Origin of the sequence: Undibacterium sp. YM2, from assembly GCF_009937975.1 — a bacterium.
Lineage (GTDB): Bacteria > Pseudomonadota > Gammaproteobacteria > Burkholderiales > Burkholderiaceae_D > Undibacterium.
The window spans coordinates 907,657-930,720 of sequence record NZ_AP018441.1; the positions used below are offsets into that span (position 1 = coordinate 907,657).

A 23,064-nucleotide genomic window follows, 5' to 3' on the forward strand; every position below is an offset into this window, starting at 1 on the left:
ATTTCTGTGCTTTGCGAAAGTCAACACCTCGTACACATATTTACAGAAAAAATAATTCAATTAATTAAATAAAAAGCGGTTGCATATCGTCTGAGGCGGCACTAGAATTAGGGCAAATAAAAATTAGCGCACTAGATGTAGTGGTTTTCAGGATTTGTTTGTTTTCTTGCCTTGCTTCAATTTCCCTCACGTTTTGCAATTGAATTAGTGTCTGATGTAAACAAAATAAACCGGATTTGGCGAATGGCGCTTAGTCCGGCTGTTAGCTCTGCTGCACCTTATCTGCTTTTTGTTTAGTCGCTTAGTCATTTGACTGTTTAACCCATGACCTGCAAAGCTTTTGTTTTCCTTGAGCTTTGCAGGCAAAAAATAACACTGCATCCGGAGGATCAATGCACTCTTCTATTGAAATATCCACTTCGTCCAAGCCAGAACTGGGATCGGTTTTGAATGTAGCAGCTACACCTGCTGCAAACAGCCTGAATAGTTATAGCGAATACCGCATCATTCGCCGTAATGGTTCCGTGGTTGGTTTCGAGCCATCCAAAATCGCCATCGCCATGACCAAGGCGTTTCTGGCTGTGAATGGTGGGCATGGTGCAGAGTCCGCCAGAATCCGTGAACTGGTAGAACAACTGACAGCCAGCGTGGTTGCTGCTCTGCTGCGCCGCCAGCCAGCCGGTGGCACTTTCCATATAGAAGATGTGCAAGACCAGGTTGAACTGGCGCTGATGCGCTCAGGCGAGCATGATGTTGCCCGCTCTTATGTTTTGTATCGTGCCAAACGCATGGAAGAACGCCGTCGCGTCAATGATGCGCCTGGTCATGTCGATGCCGCAGTACCGCAATTGCACGTCATCGTTGACGGTCAGTCCCGCCCGCTGGATGTGGCAGAAGTGCGCAAGATGATCGCCGCTGCATGCCTGGGCCTCGACAAGCTGGCTGATCCAGATGCCATCCTGGCCGAGACTTTGAAGAACCTGTACGACGGCGTACCGGTAGAAGAATTGTATAAATCCGCCATCCTGGCTGCCCGTGCGCTGATGGAAAAAGAACCTGCTTACAGCCAGGTCACGGCACGTCTGCTCCTGCATACAGTCCGTAAAGAAGTGTTTGGCAAAGAAGTGGCGCAACAGGATGCGGCAGCAGAATACCTTGATTACTTTCCCAAGTTCATCAAGAAGGGTATAGAGGCCGACTTGCTGGATGCCAAGCTGGGCCAGTTCGACTTGAAAAAACTGGCAAATGCCCTGGTTGCTGACCGTGATCTGCAATTTGGTTATATTGGCCTGCAAACTTTGTATGACCGCTACTTCCTGCACGTACGCGGTACCCGCATAGAAATGCCTCAGGCTTTCTACATGCGTGTCGCGATGGGCTTGTCCCTGAATGAAATTGATCGCGAAACCCGCGCCATAGAATTTTACAATCTGCTGTCCAGCTTTGACTTCATGAGCTCGACACCTACCCTGTTCAATTCCGGCACACAACGCTCACAACTGTCTTCCTGCTACCTGACCACGGTTGCCGATGACCTCGATGGTATCTACGAAGCCATCAAGGAAAACGCCCTGCTGGCAAAATATGCCGGTGGCCTCGGTAATGACTGGACGCCAGTACGCTCGCTCGGCGCGCATATTAAAGGCACCAATGGCAAATCCCAGGGTGTTGTGCCTTTCCTCAAAGTTGTCAATGACACGGCAGTCGCTGTTAACCAGGGCGGTAAACGCAAAGGCGCGGTGTGCGCCTACCTGGAAACCTGGCACATGGACATCGAAGAGTTCCTCGACCTGCGCAAAAACACCGGCGACGACCGCCGCCGTACCCATGACATGAATACTTCGAACTGGATTCCTGACCTGTTCATGAAGCGCGTCATGGAAAAAGGCGACTGGACTTTGTTCTCCCCATCCGATGTACCTGATCTGCATGATAAATTTGGTAAGGCTTTCGAACAGGCTTATGTCGCCTATGAAGCAAAAGCAGCCAAGGGCGAACTGACGCTGTCCAAAAAAATCCCGGCGCTGGACCTGTGGCGCAAGATGTTGTCCATGCTGTTTGAAACTGGTCATCCATGGATCACCTTTAAAGATCCTTGCAATATCCGCTCGCCACAACAGCATGTTGGCGTGGTCCACAGCTCGAACCTGTGTACAGAAATCACCCTGAACACCAACGACAGTGAGATCGCGGTATGTAATCTCGGTTCAGTCAACCTGCCTGCCCACATGAAAGACGGCAAGCTGGATCACATTAAATTACAAAAAACTGTGCGTACAGCGATGCGTATGCTGGATAACGTCATCGACATCAACTACTATGCAGTGAAGAAGGCGCGCGATTCCAATCTGCGTCACCGTCCTGTCGGTATGGGCATCATGGGTTTCCAGGATTGTCTGCACATGATGCGCATCCCTTACGCATCGATGGATGCCGTACAGTTCGCTGATACTTCCATGGAAGCCGTCTGCTATTACGCTTATTGGGCATCGACGGAACTGGCTGAGGAACGTGGCCGTTACAGTTCTTACCCTGGCTCTTTGTGGGACCGTGGCATCCTGCCGCAAGATTCCCTGAAGATGCTGGCCGAAGAACGCGGTGGTTATCTGGAAGCTGACTTCTCGGAAACCATGGACTGGTACCCACTGCGTGACCGCATCAAGAAATTTGGCATGCGCAATTCCAATTGCGTGGCGATTGCGCCGACTGCAACAATTTCTAACATTATTGGCGTGGCTGCCTGTATCGAACCGACTTACCAGAACCTGTATGTGAAGTCGAACCTGTCAGGCGAGTTTACCGAGATCAATGAACACCTGGTGCGCGATCTGAAAGAGCGCGGCATGTGGGATGAAGTCATGATCGCTGACCTGAAATACTTTGACGGCAGCCTGGCTCGTATCGACCGCATCCCGGAAGATTTGCGTGCTCTGTATGCAACTGCATTCGAAATCAGCCCATCCTGGCTGGTCGAGGCGGCTGCGCGTCGTCAGAAGTGGATAGATCAGGCACAGTCCCTGAACATCTACATGGCAGGCGCATCCGGCAAAAAACTGGACGAGACCTACAAACTGGCATGGTTGCGTGGTTTGAAAACCACTTACTACCTGCGCACCATAGGCGCGACACACACTGAAAAATCCACCAGTAAAACCGGTGCATTGAATGCGGTGGCAGTGGATGGCAATGGTGGTGGTTATGCTGCAGCACCTGCTGGCATCGGTGCGGCAGCACAGGAAACGGATGGTCCGGCCTGCATGTTGCGTCCTGGTGATGCCGGTTTCGAAGAATGTGAAGCCTGCCAATAAGACATACAAGTTTGCAGGGAGCAGCATGACTGCTTCCTGCCGTAAGAATAAGCTGTTACAAAAAGTAAGGAAATAAATAATGTTATCTTGGGATGATGAAGTCAAGCCGGCAGCTCCGGCACCACGTCAGGTCACTGGCCAGGATTTGCAGCCTCGTCTGCAGACTCAGGATGTTGCCCTCAACCCTGCGCTGGTCAGCAAGCCAGTGCCGGTCGCTGCAGAAGATGTGGCCCGCCGCGTGAATGCTGCCGACAAGCGCATCATCAACGGTACTACCGACGTCAATCAACTGGTTCCCTTCAAATATAAATGGGCCTGGGATAAATATCTGGCAGGCTGCGCCAATCACTGGATGCCACAAGAGATCAATATGCAACGTGATATTGAACTCTGGAAAGACCCAAATGGTCTGACAGAAGATGAGCGCCGTTTGGTAAAACGTAACCTTGGTTTCTTTGTGACCGCCGATTCTCTGGCTGCCAACAATATCGTGCTCGGCACCTACCGCCATATCACGGCGCCGGAATGCCGCCAGTACCTGTTGCGCCAGGCATTTGAAGAAGCTATCCATACTCACGCTTATCAATACATCGTTGAATCGCTGGGCCTGGATGAAGCAGAAATCTTCAATGCCTACAATGAAGTCGATTCCATCCGCGACAAAGATCAGTTCCTGATTCCTTTCATTGACGTGCTGACCAATCCTGAATTCAAGACCGGCACCACCGAGGCAGACCAGACTTTGCTCAAGTCTGTGATCGTATTTGCCTGCCTGATGGAAGGCCTGTTTTTCTATGTCGGCTTCACGCAAATTCTGGCGCTTGGCCGTCAAAATAAAATGATGGGCGCGGCTGAACAATATCAATACATCTTGCGCGATGAATCGATGCACTGCAATTTCGGGATCGATTTAATCAATACAATTAAGATGGAAAATCCACATTTGTGGACGCCAGCATTTCGCGATGAAATTAAATCGTTGTTTTTGCGTGCTGTGGAGTTGGAATATCGTTACGCAGAGGATACAATGCCGCGTGGAGTGCTCGGTTTGAATGCGCCTATGTTTAAAGGTTATTTACGCTTCATCGCAAATCGCCGCGCACAACAAATCGGTCTTGAAACGCTGTTCCCTCAGGAAGAAAATCCTTTCCCTTGGATGAGTGAAATGATAGACCTGAAAAAAGAGCGCAACTTTTTTGAGACACGTGTGATTGAGTATCAAACTGGCGGAGCCCTCAACTGGGAATAAGCTGAACAAGCAATCGCCAAAATCCGGATCAGGGATTGCTGATCAAGTAGTGCGGGTAGTTTGATTGAAGTTTTGATGTGATGTTGAATTTGGGGAGGGAGACCCCAGATGGCAAACACAGACACAAAGAAATCATCAAATCAGAAAAACGCCGCAAGCTGACAGCGTCCCTCAGGATTGCTCAGATTTGCACAAGATGTAAAACGCGAGAGGCCTCACCAAACTGAATGGACAGTCATAGACAACATTGTTTTGAACTGTTAGTGCCGCAATACCTGGCTACACTGGGTATTGTGGCTATTGGTTTTTGTATTTCGCAAAAGAATACCGGCGTCTGCAATTAATGCAGGCGTTTTTGGGTTTGCCGCCAGGCCAGGAGCCGGCATGGAACCTGTTTATGATCTGTAGTGAGCGGTCGTCAGCGGGGTTAGGGTAACAAAAAACGCAGCGCAGAAAGCGGAATGTACTCAAGTACATGAGCATTTTGAGCAGCGCATGAGCCCCGATCACGTCCGCGCAGTAAGATCATAAGCAGGTTCTAAAGCAAACCAGGATGGCTGAAGTGCCCCATCAATAGAGGGGATGGAGCAGTTCGGCCGGTGCAGAATTCATTAGCGCAAACAGCGATCATGTTTGTGCCGATGAATAATCCGCTTGAAGGGATCGAGCGGATTTAATTTTTATCTGATTTTTTCCATCTCAATCGAAGGAGAAACAAAATGGCAACAGCACCACAACCGTCCCCGGACGAACCAGCAGCAGCGAAGAAGCCTGCTACAAAAAAAGCCGCTGCTAAAACAGCAAAACCAGCTGCAAAAAAAGCAGCCGCCAAGCCAGCAGCTAAAGCTGCAGCAAAACCGGCAGCCAAGGCAGCAGCTAAACCTGCAGCAGCTAAAAAAGCAGCCGCCAAGCCAGCAGCTAAAGCTGCAGCAAAACCAGCAGCCAAGGCAACTAAGGCAGCAGCTAAACCTGCAGCTAAAGCAACTAAAGCAGCAGCTAAGCCAGCGGCTAAAGCAGCGAAACCAGCAGCCAAGGCAGCTAAGCCAGTAGCGAAAAAAGCAGCGGCCAAGCCAGCAGCAAAAGCGACTAAGGCAGCAGCTAAACCAGCAGCAAAAGCTACCAAGGCAGCAGCTAAACCAGCAGCTAAAAAAGCAGCAGCTAAACCAGCAGCCAAGGCAGCTAAGCCAGCAGCGAAAAAAGCAGCGGCCAAGCCAGCAGCAAAAGCGACTAAGGCAGCAGCTAAACCAGCAGCCAAGGCAGCCAAGCCAGTAGCGAAGAAAGCAGCAGCTAAGCCAGCAGCAAAAGCGACTAAGGCAGCAGCTAAGCCAGCGGCGAAAAAAGCAGCGGCCAAGCCAGCAGCTAAAGCAACTAAGGCAGCAGCTAAGCCAGCAGCTAAAGCAACCAAGGCAGCAGCTAAACCAGCATCAAAAAAAGCGGCAGCTAAACCAGCAGCCAAAGCAGCCAAGCCAGCAGCAAAAGCTGCAGCTAAGCCAGCAGCCGCTAAACCAGCCGCAGCGAAGCCAGCAGCAAAAAAAGCGGCGGCTAAGCCAGCCGCTAAAAAGGCCGCTCCAGCAAAACCAGCGACACCTGATGCAAAAACAGTTGTAAGTCCAAATGCAGCATGGCCTTTCCCAACTGGTAATCGCCCGGCATAATCTTTGATATGCTTGGTGGCCTGGTTTTATTCAGGCACAATACCCACTGTCTGATTCGTCATGCAGTGGGTTTTTTTTAAGGGTGTGCCGTGTTACTGAATAATTTAATTTATGTCATCAAAGCCGTCACAGGGGTATTTGCCGGCTTTTTATTACTGCGTTTCTGGATGCAGGCACAACGCATACGGCCACCTGCCTCGCTGGCACAGGCTATTTTTAAATTGACTGACTGGCTGGTACATCCTATCCGCCGTGTTATTCCCGGTTTTGCGGGCTATGACTGGGCAACACTGATAGGTGCCTTGCTGGTTGCTCTGGCGACGGCGGGCTTTATCGTATGGCTGGTATTACCTGTATTCATGGTTGAACAGGTTTTCATCATGGCAGGCATCATGATGGCACAATGGATAATTTATGAGTTCATGGCCTTGCTCTTGCTTGAGGTGCTGTTCAGTTGGGTCAATCCCAGTGCGCCTTTTGCACCCTTCGTCCGGGCTTTGAATGAGCCCTTGCTGTCACCAGTGAGAAAGTTGATCCCGGCCATCGGGGGCTGGATTTTTCCCCCATGATCATTTTGATCTTGTTGCAGGTTTTGATTAACTCTATCGGCTAAGTTTATTCTGCGCCAGTCATGCGAGCTGTCGATTGCCGTATCACGAGTTGCGATTTCAGCATTTCCCGCCTCAATGGCGCCTCAGGATCAACAATACGGTTGACCAGTATCTGTGCTGTCAGATTACCGATGGCCTGCTTGGGCTGGGCTATCGTCGTCAATGGCGGCGTACTGAACGAGGCCAGGGCAATATCATCGTAACCGATGACGGACAAGGCTTCCGGTATTTTGATGCCGGCTTCATTGGCTGCGCGTATACCACCTATCGCCATCAAATCATTGCTGGCAAAAATCGCTGTAGGCCTTTGTGGTAAGGCGAGCAATTGCTGGAAAGCGTTAAACCCACCCTGGCTGGTAAAGTCAGCATGGATCAGGTATTCGTTGTTGAATTCCAGACCTGCTTCCTGCAGGGCGCGGCGGTAGCCAGTGACGCGGTCACCACTGGGTAGCAGGATGTCAGGTCCGGCAACGCAGGCAATACGTTTGTGACCAAGTCCTATCAGATAACGGGTTGCTTCATAGCCACCCTGTTCATGGTCAGCTTCGATAAAGTCAGCCACCACACCCGACACTTCTCTATCCACCAATACCTTGGGTATGCCTTCGTCTGCCAGCAATTGTGTCAGTTCTTCATCTGAACCAGAAGACACCAGGATCAGGCCATCGATACGTTTTTCCATCAGCACGCGGATATAGGCCGCCTGCTTCTTTGGATCATCATAAGAATTGCAAAGGATAATGTTATAGCCCAGCTTGAATGAAGCGTCTTCTATCCCCTGTATGATTTCGGCAAAATAGGGATTGGAATTATTCGGTATCATCATACCCAGGGTATGGGTGCGGTCGTTCTTGAGGCTGCGGGCAACAGCGCTGGGGATGTAGCGCAATTCCTGGATCACGGCCAGCACACGTTCGCGTGCATCTTCGCTGACGACACGGGTATTATTGATGACGTGAGAAACCGTGGTCGTTGAAACCCGGGCTTTCTCTGCGACTTGCTTCATTGTTGCCATAAGATTCCTGCCTTTCTGTGCCAAGATTATGACGCAGGATGAGGTTCATGGCGCATATTTTCTGTAATAACTATGTACTAATCCATTTGCTAATAGATGTACTAATCATAGAGAGAGATTTCTGATGAACGATCTTGTCATACGCAATGCCAGTTTGCCAGATGGTCGCAAGGGTATCGATATCGCTATCCGGGGTGGCCGCATCAGCGCCATTGATGTGGCTTTACCTGTCAGTGCGGCAGAAGAAATCAATGCCAGCGGCAATCTCGTGACACCGCCATTTGTCGATGCCCATTTCCACATGGATGCGGTGCTCAGCTACGGTTTGCCACGGGTTAACCAGTCCGGCACTTTGCTCGAAGGCATAGCCTTATGGGGTGAACTGAAACCCATGCTGACACAGGAAGCGCTGGTCGAGCGCGCCATGCGTTATTGCGACTGGGCGGTGGGGCGGGGTTTGCTGGCAGTGCGATCGCATGTCGATATCTGCGATGACCGTTTGCTGGCAGTCGAAGCCTTGCTGGAAGTGAAACGCCGCGTCGCGCCTTATCTGGATTTGCAACTGGTGGCATTTCCGCAAGACGGTATCTTGCGCAGCGCAACAGCCATGGATAATCTCAAGCGTTCTATCGCCATGGGTGTCGATGTGGTCGGCGGCATACCGCATTTTGAGCGCACCATGGCCGATGGTGCAGAATCGGTACGGCTGCTGTGTGAATTCGCCGCCGACAAAGGCCTGCGCGTGGATATGCACTGCGATGAGTCGGACGATCCCTTGTCGCGCCATATAGAAACCCTGGCGTATCACACCCACAGACTGGGCATGCAGGGCAGGGTAGCAGGTTCTCATCTGACCTCCATGCATTCCATGGACAATTACTATGTCAGTAAATTATTACCATTGATACGTGAAGCAGGCGTGGCTGCCATCGCCAATCCCCTCATTAATATCACCTTGCAAGGCCGCCACGATACTTATCCCAAGTGCCGTGGCATGACCCGTGTGCCCGAGATGCTGGCTGCAGGGATAGAAGTCGCCTTCGGCCATGATTGTGTGATGGACCCCTGGTATAGCCTGGGTTCTGGCGATATGCTAGAAGTCGCGCAAATGGGCCTGCATGTGGCGCAGATGACAGGGCAGGATGCGATGCGTCAGTGCTTCCAGGCGGTGACGGCGGCACCCGCACGCATATTAGGTCTGGAAGGATACGGTCTGGAAGTCGGTTGCAATGCCGATCTGGTAATACTCGATGCCAGCGACCCAGTGGAAGCAATACGCTTGCGCGCCACCCGCACCCACGTGCTGCGCCGCGGTAAAGTCATCAGCCAGACGCCGGTACCACATGCGAATTTGAATTTGCCAGGACGGCCAGGGCAGGTAGATTTCAGGTCAAAAAACTGAAGCTACTAATATAGAGAGCTAAAACACAAATACAGGCAGCGTGCCACTGCACGCTGCCTTACTATATAGATCAGAGTTGTGCAAAAGCCTTTTCTGCCGCAGCAATCGTATCGGCAATGATGGCATCATCATGTTGCGCAGACACAAAGCCCGCTTCAAAAGCGGAGGGCGCCAGATAGATGCCCTGGTCCAGCATCAGGTGGAAGAAGCGGTTGAATCTGTCCTTGTCGCTGGCCATCATGGCGGCATAAGAGCCCGGTACTTCATTGGCAAAATACAGGCCAAACATGCCGCCAACCGCATCTGCGCAAAAGGTGATGCCGGCTGCTTTGGCAGCAGCACTCAGGCCATCTACCAGTTTGTGGGTTTGCGCTGTCAGGTTTTCATAAAAGCCTGCCTGCTGGATGATTTTCAGGGTAGTCATGCCCGCTGCCACGGCAACTGGGTTGCCTGACAAAGTGCCAGCCTGATAGACGCCACCCAAAGGTGCCATGTGACCCATCAAATCAGCGCGGCCACCAAAGGCAGCGACTGGCAAACCACCACCGATGACTTTGCCCAGGCAAGTCAGGTCAGCCTGCACGCCATACAATGCCTGTGCACCATGCAGGCCTACACGGAAGCCGCACATCACTTCATCAAATATCAAAACACTGCCGTGCGCGGTACACAGTTTGCGCATGGTGTTGATGAATTCTTGCGTTGCGCGTATGAGGTTCATATTGCCAGCCACCGGTTCAACGATCACGCAAGCAATCTGATCGCCTATTGACTTGAACACTTCTTCCAGTTGCTCACAATTATTATAGTCAAGCACCAGAGTGTGTTTGCTGAAATCCTCGGGCACGCCGGCAGAAGTCGGGTTGCCAAAGGTCAGCAAGCCACTGCCAGCCTTGACCAGCAAGGAGTCAGCATGACCGTGGTAGCAACCTTCAAACTTGATGATCTTGTCGCGTTTGGTGGCACCGCGTGCCAGGCGCAAGGCACTCATGGTGGCTTCGGTGCCGCTGGACACCAGGCGTACCTGTTCTATGCTGGGCACGAGTTTGCAGATTTCTTCTGCCATCTCGATTTCACCTTCAGTCGGTGCGCCAAAGCTCAGGCCGCGCGCGGCTGCTTCCTGTACTGCGCTGATGACTTCGGGATGGGCATGGCCAACGATGGCCGGTCCCCATGAGCCTATGTAATCGATATAACGTTTGTCTTCTGCATCCCAAAAATAAGGGCCAGCTGCGCGCGTGATGAAACGCGGCGTACCACCGACGGAGCGAAAGGCGCGTACAGGAGAATTGACGCCACCAGGCGTGGTCTTTTGGGCACGGGCAAACAGGATGTCGTTTTTATCGGTCATGATGGAGCTTCAATAAGTGATGATGCAAAGAGGAAGTCTGTAAATAAAGACGTTTATATTAGTTGGTGCAATATTGGCTGATGATTACTGGCCGAAGATCAGCTGGCTTCCCTGGCCCAGAAATAGCGGTCAGGTATCAATCTGCCCATGCCCAGCCTTTGTGCGTGACTCAGGGCTGCATGGGTAAATTCCTGGGCTTCCAGCACGGCCTCGGGTATTTCCAGTCCATTTGCCAGCAGGGCGGCAATCGCCGCAGACAGGGTGGAGCCAGCACCAGCATGTGAGCCCGGCAAGCGTTGCCAGCTATCGCGTCTGACCACACCGGATTCATTATATAAAGTGTTAACCACTTCGCCGGTTTCACCCGCTGTGCCTGTGACTAATATATACTCGCAGCCGGATTCGATCAGCGTCATGGTGTCGGCTGCCAGGTCTTCGGCTTCTGCCTCCGCATCGGCTTCGGTGTTTTCTTTCCAGGTTTCAGCCAGGCGGGAGAGTTCCACGGCAGAGATCATTAGCAGGCTGGCTTGCGGGATCAATAGTTCTCGGATTGCCAATACCAGGTCCTCTGCTTCCGGCCCTTGTTCTGCCAGTGCGGCATTGAATGGATCGAGTACCAGGGGCAGCTCCGGATAGTCTGAGACAATTTCGGCAATGACGGTGACATTCTCGACGCTGCCAGTCTGGCCGACTTTAAAAGCCAGCACGGGCATGTCTTCCAGCACGGTGCGGGCCTGTTCATCGACTAAATCTCCATCAAGTGGATGTAAATCATCGATTTGCGACGTATCACCAGTTAAAATGGCGGTGATGACAGGCAGTCCATGACAGCCCATGGCTGCAAACGATGCCAGATCGGCATGGATACCGGTGGCAGCAACAGGATCTGAGGCGCCAAAGCTAAGTATTAGTGGAGAAATTTGGTTTTGCACGTTGGGTAGATTAATATAGCTGACTTCGTGAGGACTTATTTACTCGCGCAAATGCCATTAGTAACACATTGCAAACAGAATATTTGCAGCAGTTTCAATATTTTACTTGATTGAAGGGTTTTAGTCGTGACTGATACGGTAACGGAAAAGGTAGTTTTCAAGGCGTGGATGTGCTTGATTTGCGGTTGGGTATATGATGAAGAGCAAGGTTCACCTGAAGACGGAATTCCGGCTGGCACCAAATGGGAAGATGTACCCATGAACTGGACCTGTCCTGAGTGCGGTGCGCGTAAAGAAGACTTCGAAATGGTAGCAATCTGATCGATTTATCGATTTTGATGTTGCTTAATATGTTTATTCAAGGAAAAAAAGCGCAAATGTGCGATTTTTTGTTACAGTGATATGTAACCTTAATACTGCCGGGAAGAGATGATTTTATGTCAACGTTGACAGGCAACGAGAACTTGAAAATCATGGTGATTGACGATAGCAGCACCATACGCCGTTCGGCCGAGATTTTTCTTGGTCAGGCCGGATACAAAATAGTGTTGGCAGAAGATGGCTTTGATGCACTCGCCAAGATTAACGATTCTCATCCAGACCTGATTTTTTGCGATATCCTCATGCCCAGGCTGGATGGATATCAAACTTGCGCTTTGATTAAAAAAAGCGCGAAATTCCGGGATACACCGGTAATTATGTTGTCTTCTAAGGACGGTTTATTTGATCGTGCCCGTGGCGCAATGGTTGGCTCTGATGAGTACCTGACCAAGCCTTTTACAAAGGACAGTCTGCTGAAAACGGTAAAGAATTACACTTCAGCGACCTAGATTTATATAGTTAAGTTAGTTAATGTGAGGTAAAACAAGATGGCCATTCAAAAAATTCTGGTAGTAGACGATTCTCCAACAGAACGCTATTTCCTGACCGATGTATTGGTGAAAAATGGTTTTTCAGTATCAACCGCTGAAAATGGCGAAGAAGCCCTGACAAAAATCAAGGCAGACAAGCCGCAGCTGATCTTGATGGACGTGGTCATGCCTGGACAAAATGGTTTCCAGATTACCCGTGCAATCGCCAAAGATCCTGATACGCAAGATGTACCTGTGATTATCTGCACCAGCAAAAATCAGGAAACTGACCGTATCTGGGGTTTGCGTCAGGGCGCCCGCGATTACCTGGTGAAGCCAATTGACCCGGCAGAATTGCTGGCGAAAATTTCGGCCCTCGGTTAATCCGCACAGACAAGTATTAAAGTATTAATTCTTGCATCAACAATAAGATATCTTCGGATTGCCTCATGAATCAGACTGTGCGTGAAACTGCTGCAGCAAATCTGGACGTTGTCAAACCTGAAAAGGGCGTGCGACGTACCCGTTTGCGTGAATTTCAGGCGCAGCTGGTTGAACGCATGCAAGCTGCCCAGCGTGGCGGCTATACGAAACTCAGCCAGCTGGGCATTATGATAGGACAGGGACGTTATCTCCTGGATTTGCGAGAATCCGGCGAGATCGTCACTGCGGGCACCCTGACGCGGGTGCCTTTGACACGCGACTGGTATATAGGCTTATCCAATATCCGTGGTAATTTGACTGGTGTCGTCGATTTGCCCCGTTTCCAGGGCATGGACAACACCAAGCTTGATACCCAGTGCCGGATTGTTGCCTTTGCTCCCGGCATGGCATTCAACAGCGGTTTGCTGGTATCCCAGGTTCTGGGTTTGCGTACGGTTTCAGAAATGGAAGAAATCCCTTTTGAAGACAATCAGTTAGAGAGCAAGGCCTGGTTGAGGAAAAAGTACAGGGATAAGGATGGCAACATCTGGTTTGAGCTTAGTCTGGCCACATTGGTACAAGACCAGGATTTTTTGCAAATAGGTATTTAAGTCGGTATGTGCACTGTAGCAATACCGACAGCTTTTCAATCGTTTAGGAGACTTAGTAATGGCATTTAATCTACCGTTCTTGTCCAAAGATAAAGAAAATCCGGAAATTGACGGAGCAGAAGTTGCGGCAAGGTCGTTCGGGAATGCTGATTCGATTGAAATTGAAGAAGCAAGCAACGTCAAAATGCTGACTCCAGAGCAGGAGGCGGCTGCTGCCACGCCTGCGGTAGCAGAAACTGCTACTAAAGTTGAGTCGTATGGTGATGCCACTTTCATTGGTGACCCGCTGGAAAAGGGCAGCGGCATACGCCTGCCTATTATCGGCGGCATGTCAGTTCGTCGTCAGACCAACTTCTTGCTGTACACCATGGGATTCTTCCTGTTGTTGGGTGGTGTCTCGGTATATCTGAACTCTGAGCAATCAACGCTGCTGTCCACACAGGCACAGATCGCCGGTGAGGCGCTGATGCACTCCCAGCGTATCGGTAAAGCAGCACCGAATGCGATTCAGGGTAACGTTGAGGCGTTTAAACAGCTCAAGGACAGCCGTAGCGAATTGAATGCCGATCTGAGTGTTCTGCTGAATGGTGGTCCATATCAGGGACGTTCAGTCAAACGTGCTGACTCTTCACTGGAACCTGTCGTTAAAGAAGCGCAAAAGGCATGGAATAACTCCAACAAGGCTGCGGAAACGATCCTGAACCGTCAAAAAGAATTGACGGGTTTCGGTCAGACTTTGCAAAAAATGAATGCCCTGTCCCCAATCCTGCTGGAATTGACGGAGCAAATCTCTACCCTGAAGGTACAGGGCGGTGGTTCAGCGCGTGAAATTAATGCTGCCGGTCAGCTGGTCATGTTGACCCAGCGTCTGGGTCGTAGTGCGAATGAATTCCTGACTTCCGAGGGTGTTAATCCTGAAACGGCGTTCTTGCTGGGTAAGGATACGAACACTTTCCGTGATCTGGTCGATGGCTTCCTGAAAGGTAGTGATGTATTGCGCCTGACAGCGACCAAGGATGCGGATACACGCGACAAACTCACTGAACTGCAAAAAACCTTCTCTGAATACCAGGTATGGGTTTCCAGCATTCTGGGCAATCTCCAAAACTTTATCGCTGCAAAACAATCTGAACAGCTGGTCTTTAATGAAAACGAAGATCTGAAAACCAAATTGTCCAAATTGCAGAAAACTTACACGACTGAGCAAGACGGTACCAGTATCTACTTCTATGCGATGCTGGGTTCTGCCTTCTTCGCGTTGCTGGCTGCGGTAGGCGTGGGTTTCGTTCAGTTGCAGGAAAGCCGTAACCGCGCTAAAGAAGCGAATGATCGTCGTCTTGAAGCTGCGGCACAAATGATGCAAGCGCAGAAACAGGAAGAAGAAGCGAAAGCCGCGAACGATCAGAACCAGGCCGCGATTTTGCGACTGATGAATGAATTGCAAGAGGTTGCGGATGGTGACTTGACGGTACAAGCGACGGTTTCTGAAGATATCACGGGCGCGATTGCCGACTCGGTTAACTACACGGTGGAAGAGTTGCGTGGTCTGGTAGGTCGTGTTACGGCAACTGCAGAACAGGTTACTTCAGCATCGACACAAGCGCAGAATATTTCCAGCGATTTGTTGACTGCGTCTGAACAACAATCACGCGAGATTTCTGATGCGGGTCAGGTGGTTCTGACAATGGCGGCTGAGATTACCGACGTTTCCCGTTCTGCGAATGAATCAGCCGAGGTTGCGCGTCAATCGGTTGCTGCGGCGGAGCAAGGTGCCCATGCGGTGGAAAACGCCATCAAGGGTATGAACGAAATTCGCGAACAAATCCAGGAAACCTCCAAACGTATTAAACGTCTGGGTGAGTCTTCACAAGAGATTGGTGAGATCACTGAACTGATTTCCGACATTACCGAACAAACCAACGTACTGGCGCTGAATGCGGCGATTCAGGCGGCGTCTGCGGGTGAAGCCGGTCGAGGCTTCTCGGTGGTTGCGGAAGAGGTTCAGCGTCTGGCGGAACGTTCAGCTGAAGCGACCAAACAGATTGGTGCGCTGGTTCGCACGATTCAAACGGATACTCATGACGCGGTTGCCGCGATGGAAAAATCCACCCAGGGTGTGGTTGAGGGAGCAAAACTGTCAGATGCGGCCGGTACGGCGCTGTCTGAAATCCGTAGCGTTTCCAACCGTCTCGCGGAACTGATTCAAGGTATCTCGCTGGCGACGGAACAACAAGCTACCTCAGCCAACGGCGTTGCACAAAATATTCAACACATTTTGACCATCACCGAGCAAACGCAGCATGGTACGCAGCAAACTGCGGTTTCCATTAAGGAATTGTCCATGCTCGCGGAAGAACTCAAGAACTCTGTGTCACGGTTCCGGGTTGCCGCCTGATTCCCCAGCCCTGGTTGTACTAGCTGCAACCCTATCATATTTGCACGGCAATGGACTGCGGTCCATTGCCCTTGAGTTTGCGGAGTACGCATGACATCCGATTTTTCAAAATCGCCAGATCTTCCACAGGAGCAGTTCGACATCGGGCCGCTATCCTGGGTGATGGGAGAAGTGCGGGAAGCAATCACGAATGCTGGCAAGATGCTGACGGACGCACTTGGCCAGGACACTGAAACCCGCCCTACCTCCTTATTACATGCAAAAAGCTATCTGCACCAGGCTCATGGTGCCTTGCAGATTGTTGATATCGATGGTGTATCCATCGTTACAGAAACCATAGAAGAATTGCTTGAACGCCTGCAAGGCGGGCAGCTTGAAATGACGCAGGCAAATGTCGAAGTCATCGTCGATGCCTTCCATGCCGTCTTGCGCTATCTGGAAGACTTGTTGTCTGGCTCGCTGCATCAGCCCGTACGCCTGTTCCCTTATTACCGCGCACTGCTGGAACTCAAGGGGGCCGAGAGAATACATCCGGCTGACCTGTTTTTCCCGTCCCTGTCAGCCAAAGAGCAAATACCTGAACTAGCCGTCAGCAGCAAGGCAGCGGCGATCAGTTACACCGGCCTGCGCCAGCGCTTTGAAAAGCTCTTGTTGACCGTTCTGACCAGCAAGGATAAAGAGCAGCAGCGTACAGCCACGCAATCCATGCATGACATGATTGCAGAAATTGAAAGCGGCCAGACCAATTCGCAAGCCAAGGCTTTCTGGGTCGTTATGCGCGCTTTTGTCGAGGCCGTGGGTCATGGCGCCATCGATAACCAGCAATACGTCAAACAGATATTTGGCCGCATCAATCTGCAAATCCGCCGTTTGGTAGAAGGTGTCAGCACCATCCCTGAACGCCTGTTGCGCGACGCCCTGTTTTTCCTGGCCCAGGTTGAAAATCCTTCTCCTTTTGTCACCAGGGTACGCAAGGCTTACCAGCTTGATGACAAAGTACCGGTCGATTACGACAAAAAGAATTATGGTCAGATCACTGCAGGCGCACTGACCGCTGCAAAAGAACAATTGTCCGCAGTCAAAAATCTGTGGGGCAGGATAGCCAATGGCGAAACTGGCCTGGCAGAAAAGTTTTCCCAGAAAATGACCGACCTCGCCGATACTGGTGCTGGTCTGAATGCTCCTGCGCTGGCAAAGCTCTTGCGTGAACTGAACGGCATTGCCCGCAGTGTTGCGCATTCGCCAGATGGCAGCAAGCTCGGCATAGAGCTTGCAACCAGCCTGCTGTTTGTTGAGCATGCACTCGATCATGTGACACGCCTGCCTGCCAATTTTGCCGAACGTGCAGAAGAAATTACCACCCGTTTGCTGTCCGTAGTCTCAGGTGAAACACCCCAGACACAGGCGAGCTGGATGGGGGAGATTTCCCGCGAAGCGCAGCAGCGTCAGACCATGGGTGTACTGGTTGCTGAAATGCAATCCAGTCTGCGTCATATAGAAAAAGTACTGGATGAGTACTTCCGCAATCCTGCCGACAAAGAAATACTGAAACCTATAGACGGTAACCTGCACCAGATCGGTGGCGCCCTCGCCATGCTGGATCAGGATGACGCCATGCTGGCAGTCGATTATACCCGTCAGAAAATCAGCAGTTTTAATGCAGATGCTGGCGATGCTGCTGAGCAGGCAGCCGCCCATGAAAACGTCGCGCAAAACATAGGCGCATTGTCTTTCTTTATCGAGACCCTGCAGTCCCAGCCGGATACTGCGAAAAAGAAATTCAGCTTTGACCAGGAGGCTGGATTATTCCGCTCCAATTTGCTGGAAGCGCAAGCAAGCAAGGAATTGCTGCCTAGTGCAGACATCCATCTGCCTGGCGATGAAGCACATGGGCAGGAACCCAAGGTCGCCATATTGCAGACTGCCGAGCAGGAACTGGCCCAGCAACAACAGGAATCTGCCCGTCTCGCCGCATCCCTGGCTGCCGCGCCGGAAGACGCAGGCCTGCAGGCACAACTGAAGAGCTCGCTGGAATCGGAACGCTCTGTAGCTATCTTGCTGGACGATACTGCTGCTTCTGAACGTGCCAAATCTGCTATCGCCCTGCTGGCGCAGGCTGATACCGTATCTGGTTCCGGTGCCCTGCAGGAAATAGTCACGACACCTGCAGAAGTAGTAGCAACAAGCGCACCCGCCCAGGATATTCCTGACGGTGACGATGCCATTGATGCTGAACTGCTGGAAATCTTCCTCATGGAAGCTGATGAGGTGTTGGCATTTGTCCAGACTACCTTGCCACTGTCCAGAAAAGACACCAGCAACCAGGAATACCTGACCAGTTTGCGCCGTTCTTTCCACACCCTCAAAGGCAGTGGCCGCATGGTCGGCCTGATGGTGTTTGGTGAGGCCGCCTGGAGCATAGAGCAGGTCATGAACCTGTGGCTGTCCGATTCCCGTAACGGTGACGACAATCTGTACGCACTGCTGGAACGTACCGCCAGCGAAATGCTTGTTTGGGTAGAAGAGCTGAAACAACACGGCGTGTCCTCACGCACCGGCAAGGCCATCATCGCTGCCGCAGAGCGTGTCAAGGCTGGTGGCGATTATCAGGATATCCCTGAAGTCGTTGCCGCGCCGGTAGTTGAACATCAGGCTGAGCCTGAGCCGCTTGCTGTCGCACCTGTCATTGAAGAAGTGCAAGCCCTTGCAGCACCAGAGGTCGCAGAAACAGCAGAGACCGACATACCGGCTATACCTGCTCTCGAAGAAATCGCTGCAGAAGCAAGCGTTCCTGCGACGGAGCATGCTCCAGTTGAGCTCGATGCGTTTGAATTTACACCTGTAGAACTGGTCAACGCCGAACCACCAGTAGTGGCGGAATTGGCAAAATTGGCAGAAGTGCCGGTAGTCACTGAACATGCAGAACTGACAGAGCCAGTCGCCAACCTGCTTGCAGAAGCAGCGCCAGAAATTGCCAGCTTGCCTGAGCTGACACTGGATGCGCCAGCTATTGCAGAAGAGGCGGCCTTGCCTGAAACCAGCCTGCCTCTGGAGCTCGCGCTGGAAGTTGCCGTCGCTGCAGAAGATATGCCAGTGCCGGAAGCAGAAGAACTGGTCGCTGATTTGCCGCTGGAAGCAGTACATGAAGAAATTCAGGCAGTTGCTGTTCCAGCAGAAGATGCCGTGCTGGAAATCCTGACTGAGGCTGCACCAGACACAACGACAGATGCCGCTGCATTGGAATTGCCAGAAGTCATAGAACTGACAGCCTTGCCAGAAGCAGATTTGCCCGCAGTTGAGCCACATTCTGAGCCAGTTTCTGTAGAGTCTGTTGACAGCCTCTTGCCTGAGCTTGCGGCAGAAGAATTGCCTGAAGCGGTCTTGCCTGCTGCAACCATCGCAAGTGAAGAAATCGCAAAAGCACCTGAAGTGGCAGAAATCGCTACCGCGAAAATCATCGACTTCCCTGATTTGTCAGCACCGGCACCTAGCGTGGATGACAATATCAAGCGCATAGGTGATATAGAAATCAGCCTGCCGCTGTATTCCATCTACATGGCAGAGACCGATGAAATCGTCCGCTTCCTGGTGCAAGATTTTGCTGAATGGAGGCATGAGCCGCACCGTCATGTTTCTACACACGCTATTCACGCCAGCCACTCTCTCGCAGGTAGTTCGGCAACAGTAGGCCTGAAGCCTTTGCAAGAACTGGCACATAGCCTGGAATTCGTTCTGCAAAGACTGGAACGACATCCTGTCGTCTTGCTGGATGCAGAATACGACGTGCTGGACCGTTCCCTCGATTCGGCCAAACGCATGTTGCAGAAGTTTGCCTTGTCAGAAATGGCAGCGCCTGCACCTGAAGAAATCCGTCAGCTTGACCATTTGTTGCAAGTCGTCATCGAGCGTTCCAACGCTGGTGCAGATGAAGAATTCATCACTTCCACCAATGAAAAACTCGACCCGGTTTCTCTGGCTGAAGAGCCACATGCGCTTGACCTGGTCGCCGCAGACGCACCAAGTATCGATGCGCAGGACGCGCCGTTCACGCTGGAAAGCCTGCCTGAGCACGAAGCGGTTGAATTGCCTGAGCTGCATGAACTGGCTGCCTCGGCAGAAGTGTCAGCCGACATTCCTGTCGTCAGCGAAACCTTGCCTGAACCAGACTTCAGCCTGGAACATGCAGAAGTACTGGAAGCCTTGCCTGTTCCTGAAGAGCAACTGCTTGCAGATTTGCCGCTGGAAGCAGAGATCGTTGTGGCAGAGGCACTGCCAGAGCCAGACGCACCGGTAGAAACCATCGCTGACCGTATGGGCGCCATCATGTCGGATGCCCTGGATGATATACATCCGGTGGAAACGCATGCAGAAGCGGCTGGATTTGCAGCAACTCCTGCGCCTGAACCTCTGGTTGAGCTTGTATCTGAACCGGCGCCTGTGGTGGAGCCTGTAGTTGCAGAACCTGAAATCGCCGACACTGTGGCAGCATCTGTTGCTACGCCATCAGCCCAGCCTGCGGCGGCAGAATATGCGGCCCCAACTGATGGTACAGTGCAGATCCGTGATGATCTGGATATGGACTTGTTACCTGTCTTCATAGAAGAAGGTAATGACTTGCTGCCTATGGTTGGTCAGTTGCTGCGCACCTGGCAGGAAAAACCGGACGACATGGCAGCACCACAAGCCATCGCCCGTATCATGCATACCATCAAGGGTAGTGCACGTATGGCCGGTGCCATGGCCCTGGGTCAACACATCCATGACATGGAATCGCGCATCGAAACACTGATGCATGGCGGTAGTGCAGTCCGTGCATCCCTGCTGGATGACTTGCTGGCTCGTCACGACCACAGCATGCACATGTTTGATCGCCTGCTGCACCCAGAAGCGCACGTAGCACCTGCACAGCCTGAAGCAGCATTGACTGCCGCACAGGAACTGGATCAGTTCCAGGAACAAATGGCCGCGACCAATACCGATGCGCCGGTTGTCATCAATGAACTGGTCAACCTGACACCTGTCGTGCCGCTCATGACCCGCGCCATACCGGCCAGGGAAGTGGCTGCACCGGTTGCCGTGGCAGCCAATACGCCAGCGACACTGGTGCGTGTGCGTGCCGATATACTTGACCGTCTGGTTAACCAGGCCGGTGAAGTTTCCATCTCGCGTTCACGTCTGGAAAATGAAGTCAGCACCTTGCGCTCGTCCCTCAGCGAGTTGACAGAGAACGTCAACCGTTTGCGCGACCAGTTGCGTGAAGTCGAGATTCAGGCAGAAACCCAGATCACTTCACGCATGGCACTCTCTGGTGACCGTGAATTCGATCCGCTTGAGTTTGACCGCTTTACCCGCCTGCAAGAACTGACACGCATGATGGCCGAAAGCGTCAGCGACGTCGCCACCGTGCAAACCAACTTGACCCGTACCATCGACGGCGCATCGAATGACTTGCTGGTACAGGCGCGTTTGACACGTGACCTGCAACAGGATTTGATGCGCGTGCGTATGATTCCTTTCGCCAGTATTTCCGAGCGTCTGTATCGCGTGACCCGTCAGACTTCCAAAGAAGTCGACAAGCGCGTCAACTTGGATATCCGCGGTGCAACGGTAGAGATGGATAGGGGCGTTCTGGAAAAAATGGCCGGTCCTTTCGAGCATTTGCTGCGTAATGCGATTGTCCACGGCATAGAAAGCCGTGAGCACAGGCGTAATCATGGCAAAGAAGAAACCGGCGAATTGCTGATTGAAATCCGTCAGGAAGGTAATGAAGTTGTGATCCGCTTCAGCGATGACGGCCAGGGCCTGAACCTGACCCGCATCCGCGAAAAAGCCTTGTCTGTTGGTCTCATCACCAGCGAAGATCATCCTAATGAGCTTGAAACAGCCAATATGATTTTCGAACCTGGCTTCTCGACAGCGACAGAAATTACCGAACTCGCTGGTCGTGGTGTTGGTATGGACGTGGTCCGTTCTGAAGCTGCGTCGCTGGGTGGCCGTGTTGAAGTTATCAGCAATGAAGGCAAGGGTGCTGAATTCACGATTCGCCTGCCTTTGACACTGGCTGTGACGCAGGTGGTATTGCTGAGCTCTGGTGGCCGTACTTTTGCCGTACCTTCCGTTCTGGTCGAGCAAGTACAGCAACTGAAATCGAATGCCCTGGCCAATGCCTATAACGAAGGCGCAGTTATGTGGCAAGGTCAGCGTGTGACTCTGTACTACCTGTCCTCCATGCTGGGTCAGGACGATGCCACGCCGATGACACAACAATACAGCCCGTTGCTGATCATGAAGAGCGGTGGCGAACGTGTTGCGATTCACGTGGATGACGTTCTGGGTAACCGCGAGGTGGTTGTTAAAAACATCGGCCCGCAACTGGCACGTATGACAGGTATCGCTGGCGCTACCGTACTCGGTTCCGGTGAAATCGTTCTGATCCTGAACCCGGTACCGCTGGCACAACGCATGGAACATGAACATGCACGCCTGCAACAACTGGGTACAGAAGCCACGCCTGAAATGGGTGCGGTTGCCAACCTGCACAGCGCAACTGAAGTGGCAGTCGCCAAGGCCGAACCTGTACAGGGCCTGCGTACCCAGCATACTGTCATGGTGGTCGATGACTCCCTGACCGTACGCCGCGTGACCCAGCGTTTGCTGACACGTGAGGGTTATCAGGTCATCCTGGCAAAAGACGGTATTGATGCGCTGGAGCAGTTGCAGTCAGTCACGCCAGACGTGATGCTGGTTGATATCGAAATGCCACGCATGGACGGCTTCGATCTGACCCGCAACGTCCGCAGTGATTCACGTACCAGCCATATCCCTATCATCATGATTACTTCGCGTACTGCGGATAAACATAGGAACTATGCGAAAGAACTCGGTGTGAATGAGTACTTTGGTAAGCCGTATCGTGAGGATGATTTGTTGGGGGCGATTATGGGCTTCCTGGGTAAAGATGCGGCGGTGATTGTGTAAGTAGGCTGTAGATTTTAGATAGTCAAAAAAGCAGAGAGTGATCTCTGCTTTTTGTTTTGCTTTTAGCTTTATCTGACCGTTAATACACATCGATTGAATCACCGTAAACTAAATGTCGTCATTCCTGCGTAGGCAGGAATCCAGCGGCGTTCGTAGCAAACCATTGTTTGAATTAATTTCAGATTGCTACTTGTTGTAGGCATCTATGTTTTGAATACCTGCGCTCGTTACTTAAGATTGCAGGCCGGTGGTAGACCGGCGGCTACTTACCTTTTTGCTTCGC

At 51.8% G+C, this 23,064-nt stretch carries 14 protein-coding genes; 10 read left to right on the top strand and 4 right to left on the bottom strand.

Annotated features, from left to right (window positions below):
- Nucleotides 1-392: 392 nt before the first annotated feature.
- Together UNDYM_RS04170 and UNDYM_RS04175 are read left to right on the top strand one after the other, a co-directional pair.
- Nucleotides 393-3,308: a ribonucleoside-diphosphate reductase subunit alpha gene (locus UNDYM_RS04170; RefSeq protein WP_162039908.1), complete on the top strand. Its 2,916-nt coding sequence runs from the start codon at nucleotides 393-395 to the stop codon at nucleotides 3,306-3,308.
- Between the two features lie 79 nt (nucleotides 3,309-3,387).
- Nucleotides 3,388-4,557 (top strand): ribonucleotide-diphosphate reductase subunit beta, encoded by a 1,170-nt coding sequence (locus tag UNDYM_RS04175; protein ID WP_162039909.1) that lies wholly within the window; start codon nucleotides 3,388-3,390, stop codon nucleotides 4,555-4,557.
- Nucleotides 4,558-5,230: 673 nt separating this feature from the next.
- Here UNDYM_RS04175 and UNDYM_RS31300 read toward each other — a convergent pair.
- A complete protein-coding gene (locus tag UNDYM_RS31300) occupies nucleotides 5,231-6,013 on the bottom strand; it encodes a hypothetical protein (RefSeq protein WP_162039910.1) in 783 nt (260 codons plus the stop codon).
- Between the two features lie 288 nt (nucleotides 6,014-6,301).
- Between UNDYM_RS31300 and UNDYM_RS04185 the strand changes: the two genes are divergently transcribed.
- The gene (locus tag UNDYM_RS04185) at nucleotides 6,302-6,781 is read left to right on the top strand and encodes a YggT family protein (protein WP_370529437.1); all 480 of its coding nucleotides are present in this window, start codon (nucleotides 6,302-6,304) and stop codon (nucleotides 6,779-6,781) included.
- A 46-nt stretch (nucleotides 6,782-6,827) separates the two neighbouring features.
- On the opposite strand, the gene UNDYM_RS04190 is transcribed toward UNDYM_RS04185, so the two are convergent.
- Entirely contained in the window at nucleotides 6,828-7,838 is a 1,011-nt protein-coding gene (locus tag UNDYM_RS04190; RefSeq protein ID WP_174244922.1) for a LacI family DNA-binding transcriptional regulator, read from the bottom strand.
- A gap of 124 nt (nucleotides 7,839-7,962) precedes the next feature.
- Between UNDYM_RS04190 and UNDYM_RS04195 the strand changes: the two genes are divergently transcribed.
- Entirely contained in the window at nucleotides 7,963-9,240 is a 1,278-nt protein-coding gene (locus UNDYM_RS04195) for an amidohydrolase family protein (RefSeq protein WP_162039911.1), read from the top strand.
- A gap of 70 nt (nucleotides 9,241-9,310) precedes the next feature.
- Here UNDYM_RS04195 and hemL read toward each other — a convergent pair whose 3' ends face one another.
- Together hemL and UNDYM_RS04205 are read right to left on the bottom strand one after the other, a co-directional pair.
- Entirely contained in the window at nucleotides 9,311-10,591 is a 1,281-nt protein-coding gene (hemL, locus tag UNDYM_RS04200) for a glutamate-1-semialdehyde 2,1-aminomutase (RefSeq protein WP_162039912.1), read from the bottom strand.
- 98 nt (nucleotides 10,592-10,689) lie between these two features.
- A complete protein-coding gene (locus UNDYM_RS04205) occupies nucleotides 10,690-11,523 on the bottom strand; it encodes a hydroxymethylpyrimidine/phosphomethylpyrimidine kinase (RefSeq protein ID WP_162039913.1) in 834 nt (277 codons plus the stop codon).
- A gap of 168 nt (nucleotides 11,524-11,691) precedes the next feature.
- On the opposite strand from UNDYM_RS04205, the gene UNDYM_RS04210 reads away from it, so the two are divergent.
- From UNDYM_RS04210 to UNDYM_RS04235, 6 genes are all read left to right on the top strand, one after another.
- Nucleotides 11,692-11,844: a rubredoxin gene (locus UNDYM_RS04210; RefSeq protein WP_110255217.1), complete on the top strand. Its 153-nt coding sequence runs from the start codon at nucleotides 11,692-11,694 to the stop codon at nucleotides 11,842-11,844.
- A gap of 116 nt (nucleotides 11,845-11,960) precedes the next feature.
- Nucleotides 11,961-12,353: a PleD family two-component system response regulator gene (locus UNDYM_RS04215; RefSeq protein ID WP_110255216.1), complete on the top strand. Its 393-nt coding sequence runs from the start codon at nucleotides 11,961-11,963 to the stop codon at nucleotides 12,351-12,353.
- Nucleotides 12,354-12,392: 39 nt separating this feature from the next.
- On the top strand, nucleotides 12,393-12,758 hold the full coding sequence (locus UNDYM_RS04220; protein WP_162039914.1) for a response regulator transcription factor: 366 nt from the start codon (nucleotides 12,393-12,395) through the stop codon (nucleotides 12,756-12,758).
- A 65-nt stretch (nucleotides 12,759-12,823) separates the two neighbouring features.
- A complete protein-coding gene (locus UNDYM_RS04225; RefSeq protein ID WP_232063233.1) occupies nucleotides 12,824-13,408 on the top strand; it encodes a chemotaxis protein CheW in 585 nt (194 codons plus the stop codon).
- A 58-nt stretch (nucleotides 13,409-13,466) separates the two neighbouring features.
- Nucleotides 13,467-15,803 carry a methyl-accepting chemotaxis protein gene (locus UNDYM_RS04230; RefSeq protein ID WP_162039915.1) on the top strand — a complete coding sequence of 779 codons (2,337 nt, stop codon included), beginning with the start codon at nucleotides 13,467-13,469 and terminating at the stop codon, nucleotides 15,801-15,803.
- Between the two features lie 90 nt (nucleotides 15,804-15,893).
- Nucleotides 15,894-22,781 carry an Hpt domain-containing protein gene (locus tag UNDYM_RS04235; protein WP_197740976.1) on the top strand — a complete coding sequence of 2,296 codons (6,888 nt, stop codon included), beginning with the start codon at nucleotides 15,894-15,896 and terminating at the stop codon, nucleotides 22,779-22,781.
- Nucleotides 22,782-23,064: the final 283 nt, after the last annotated feature.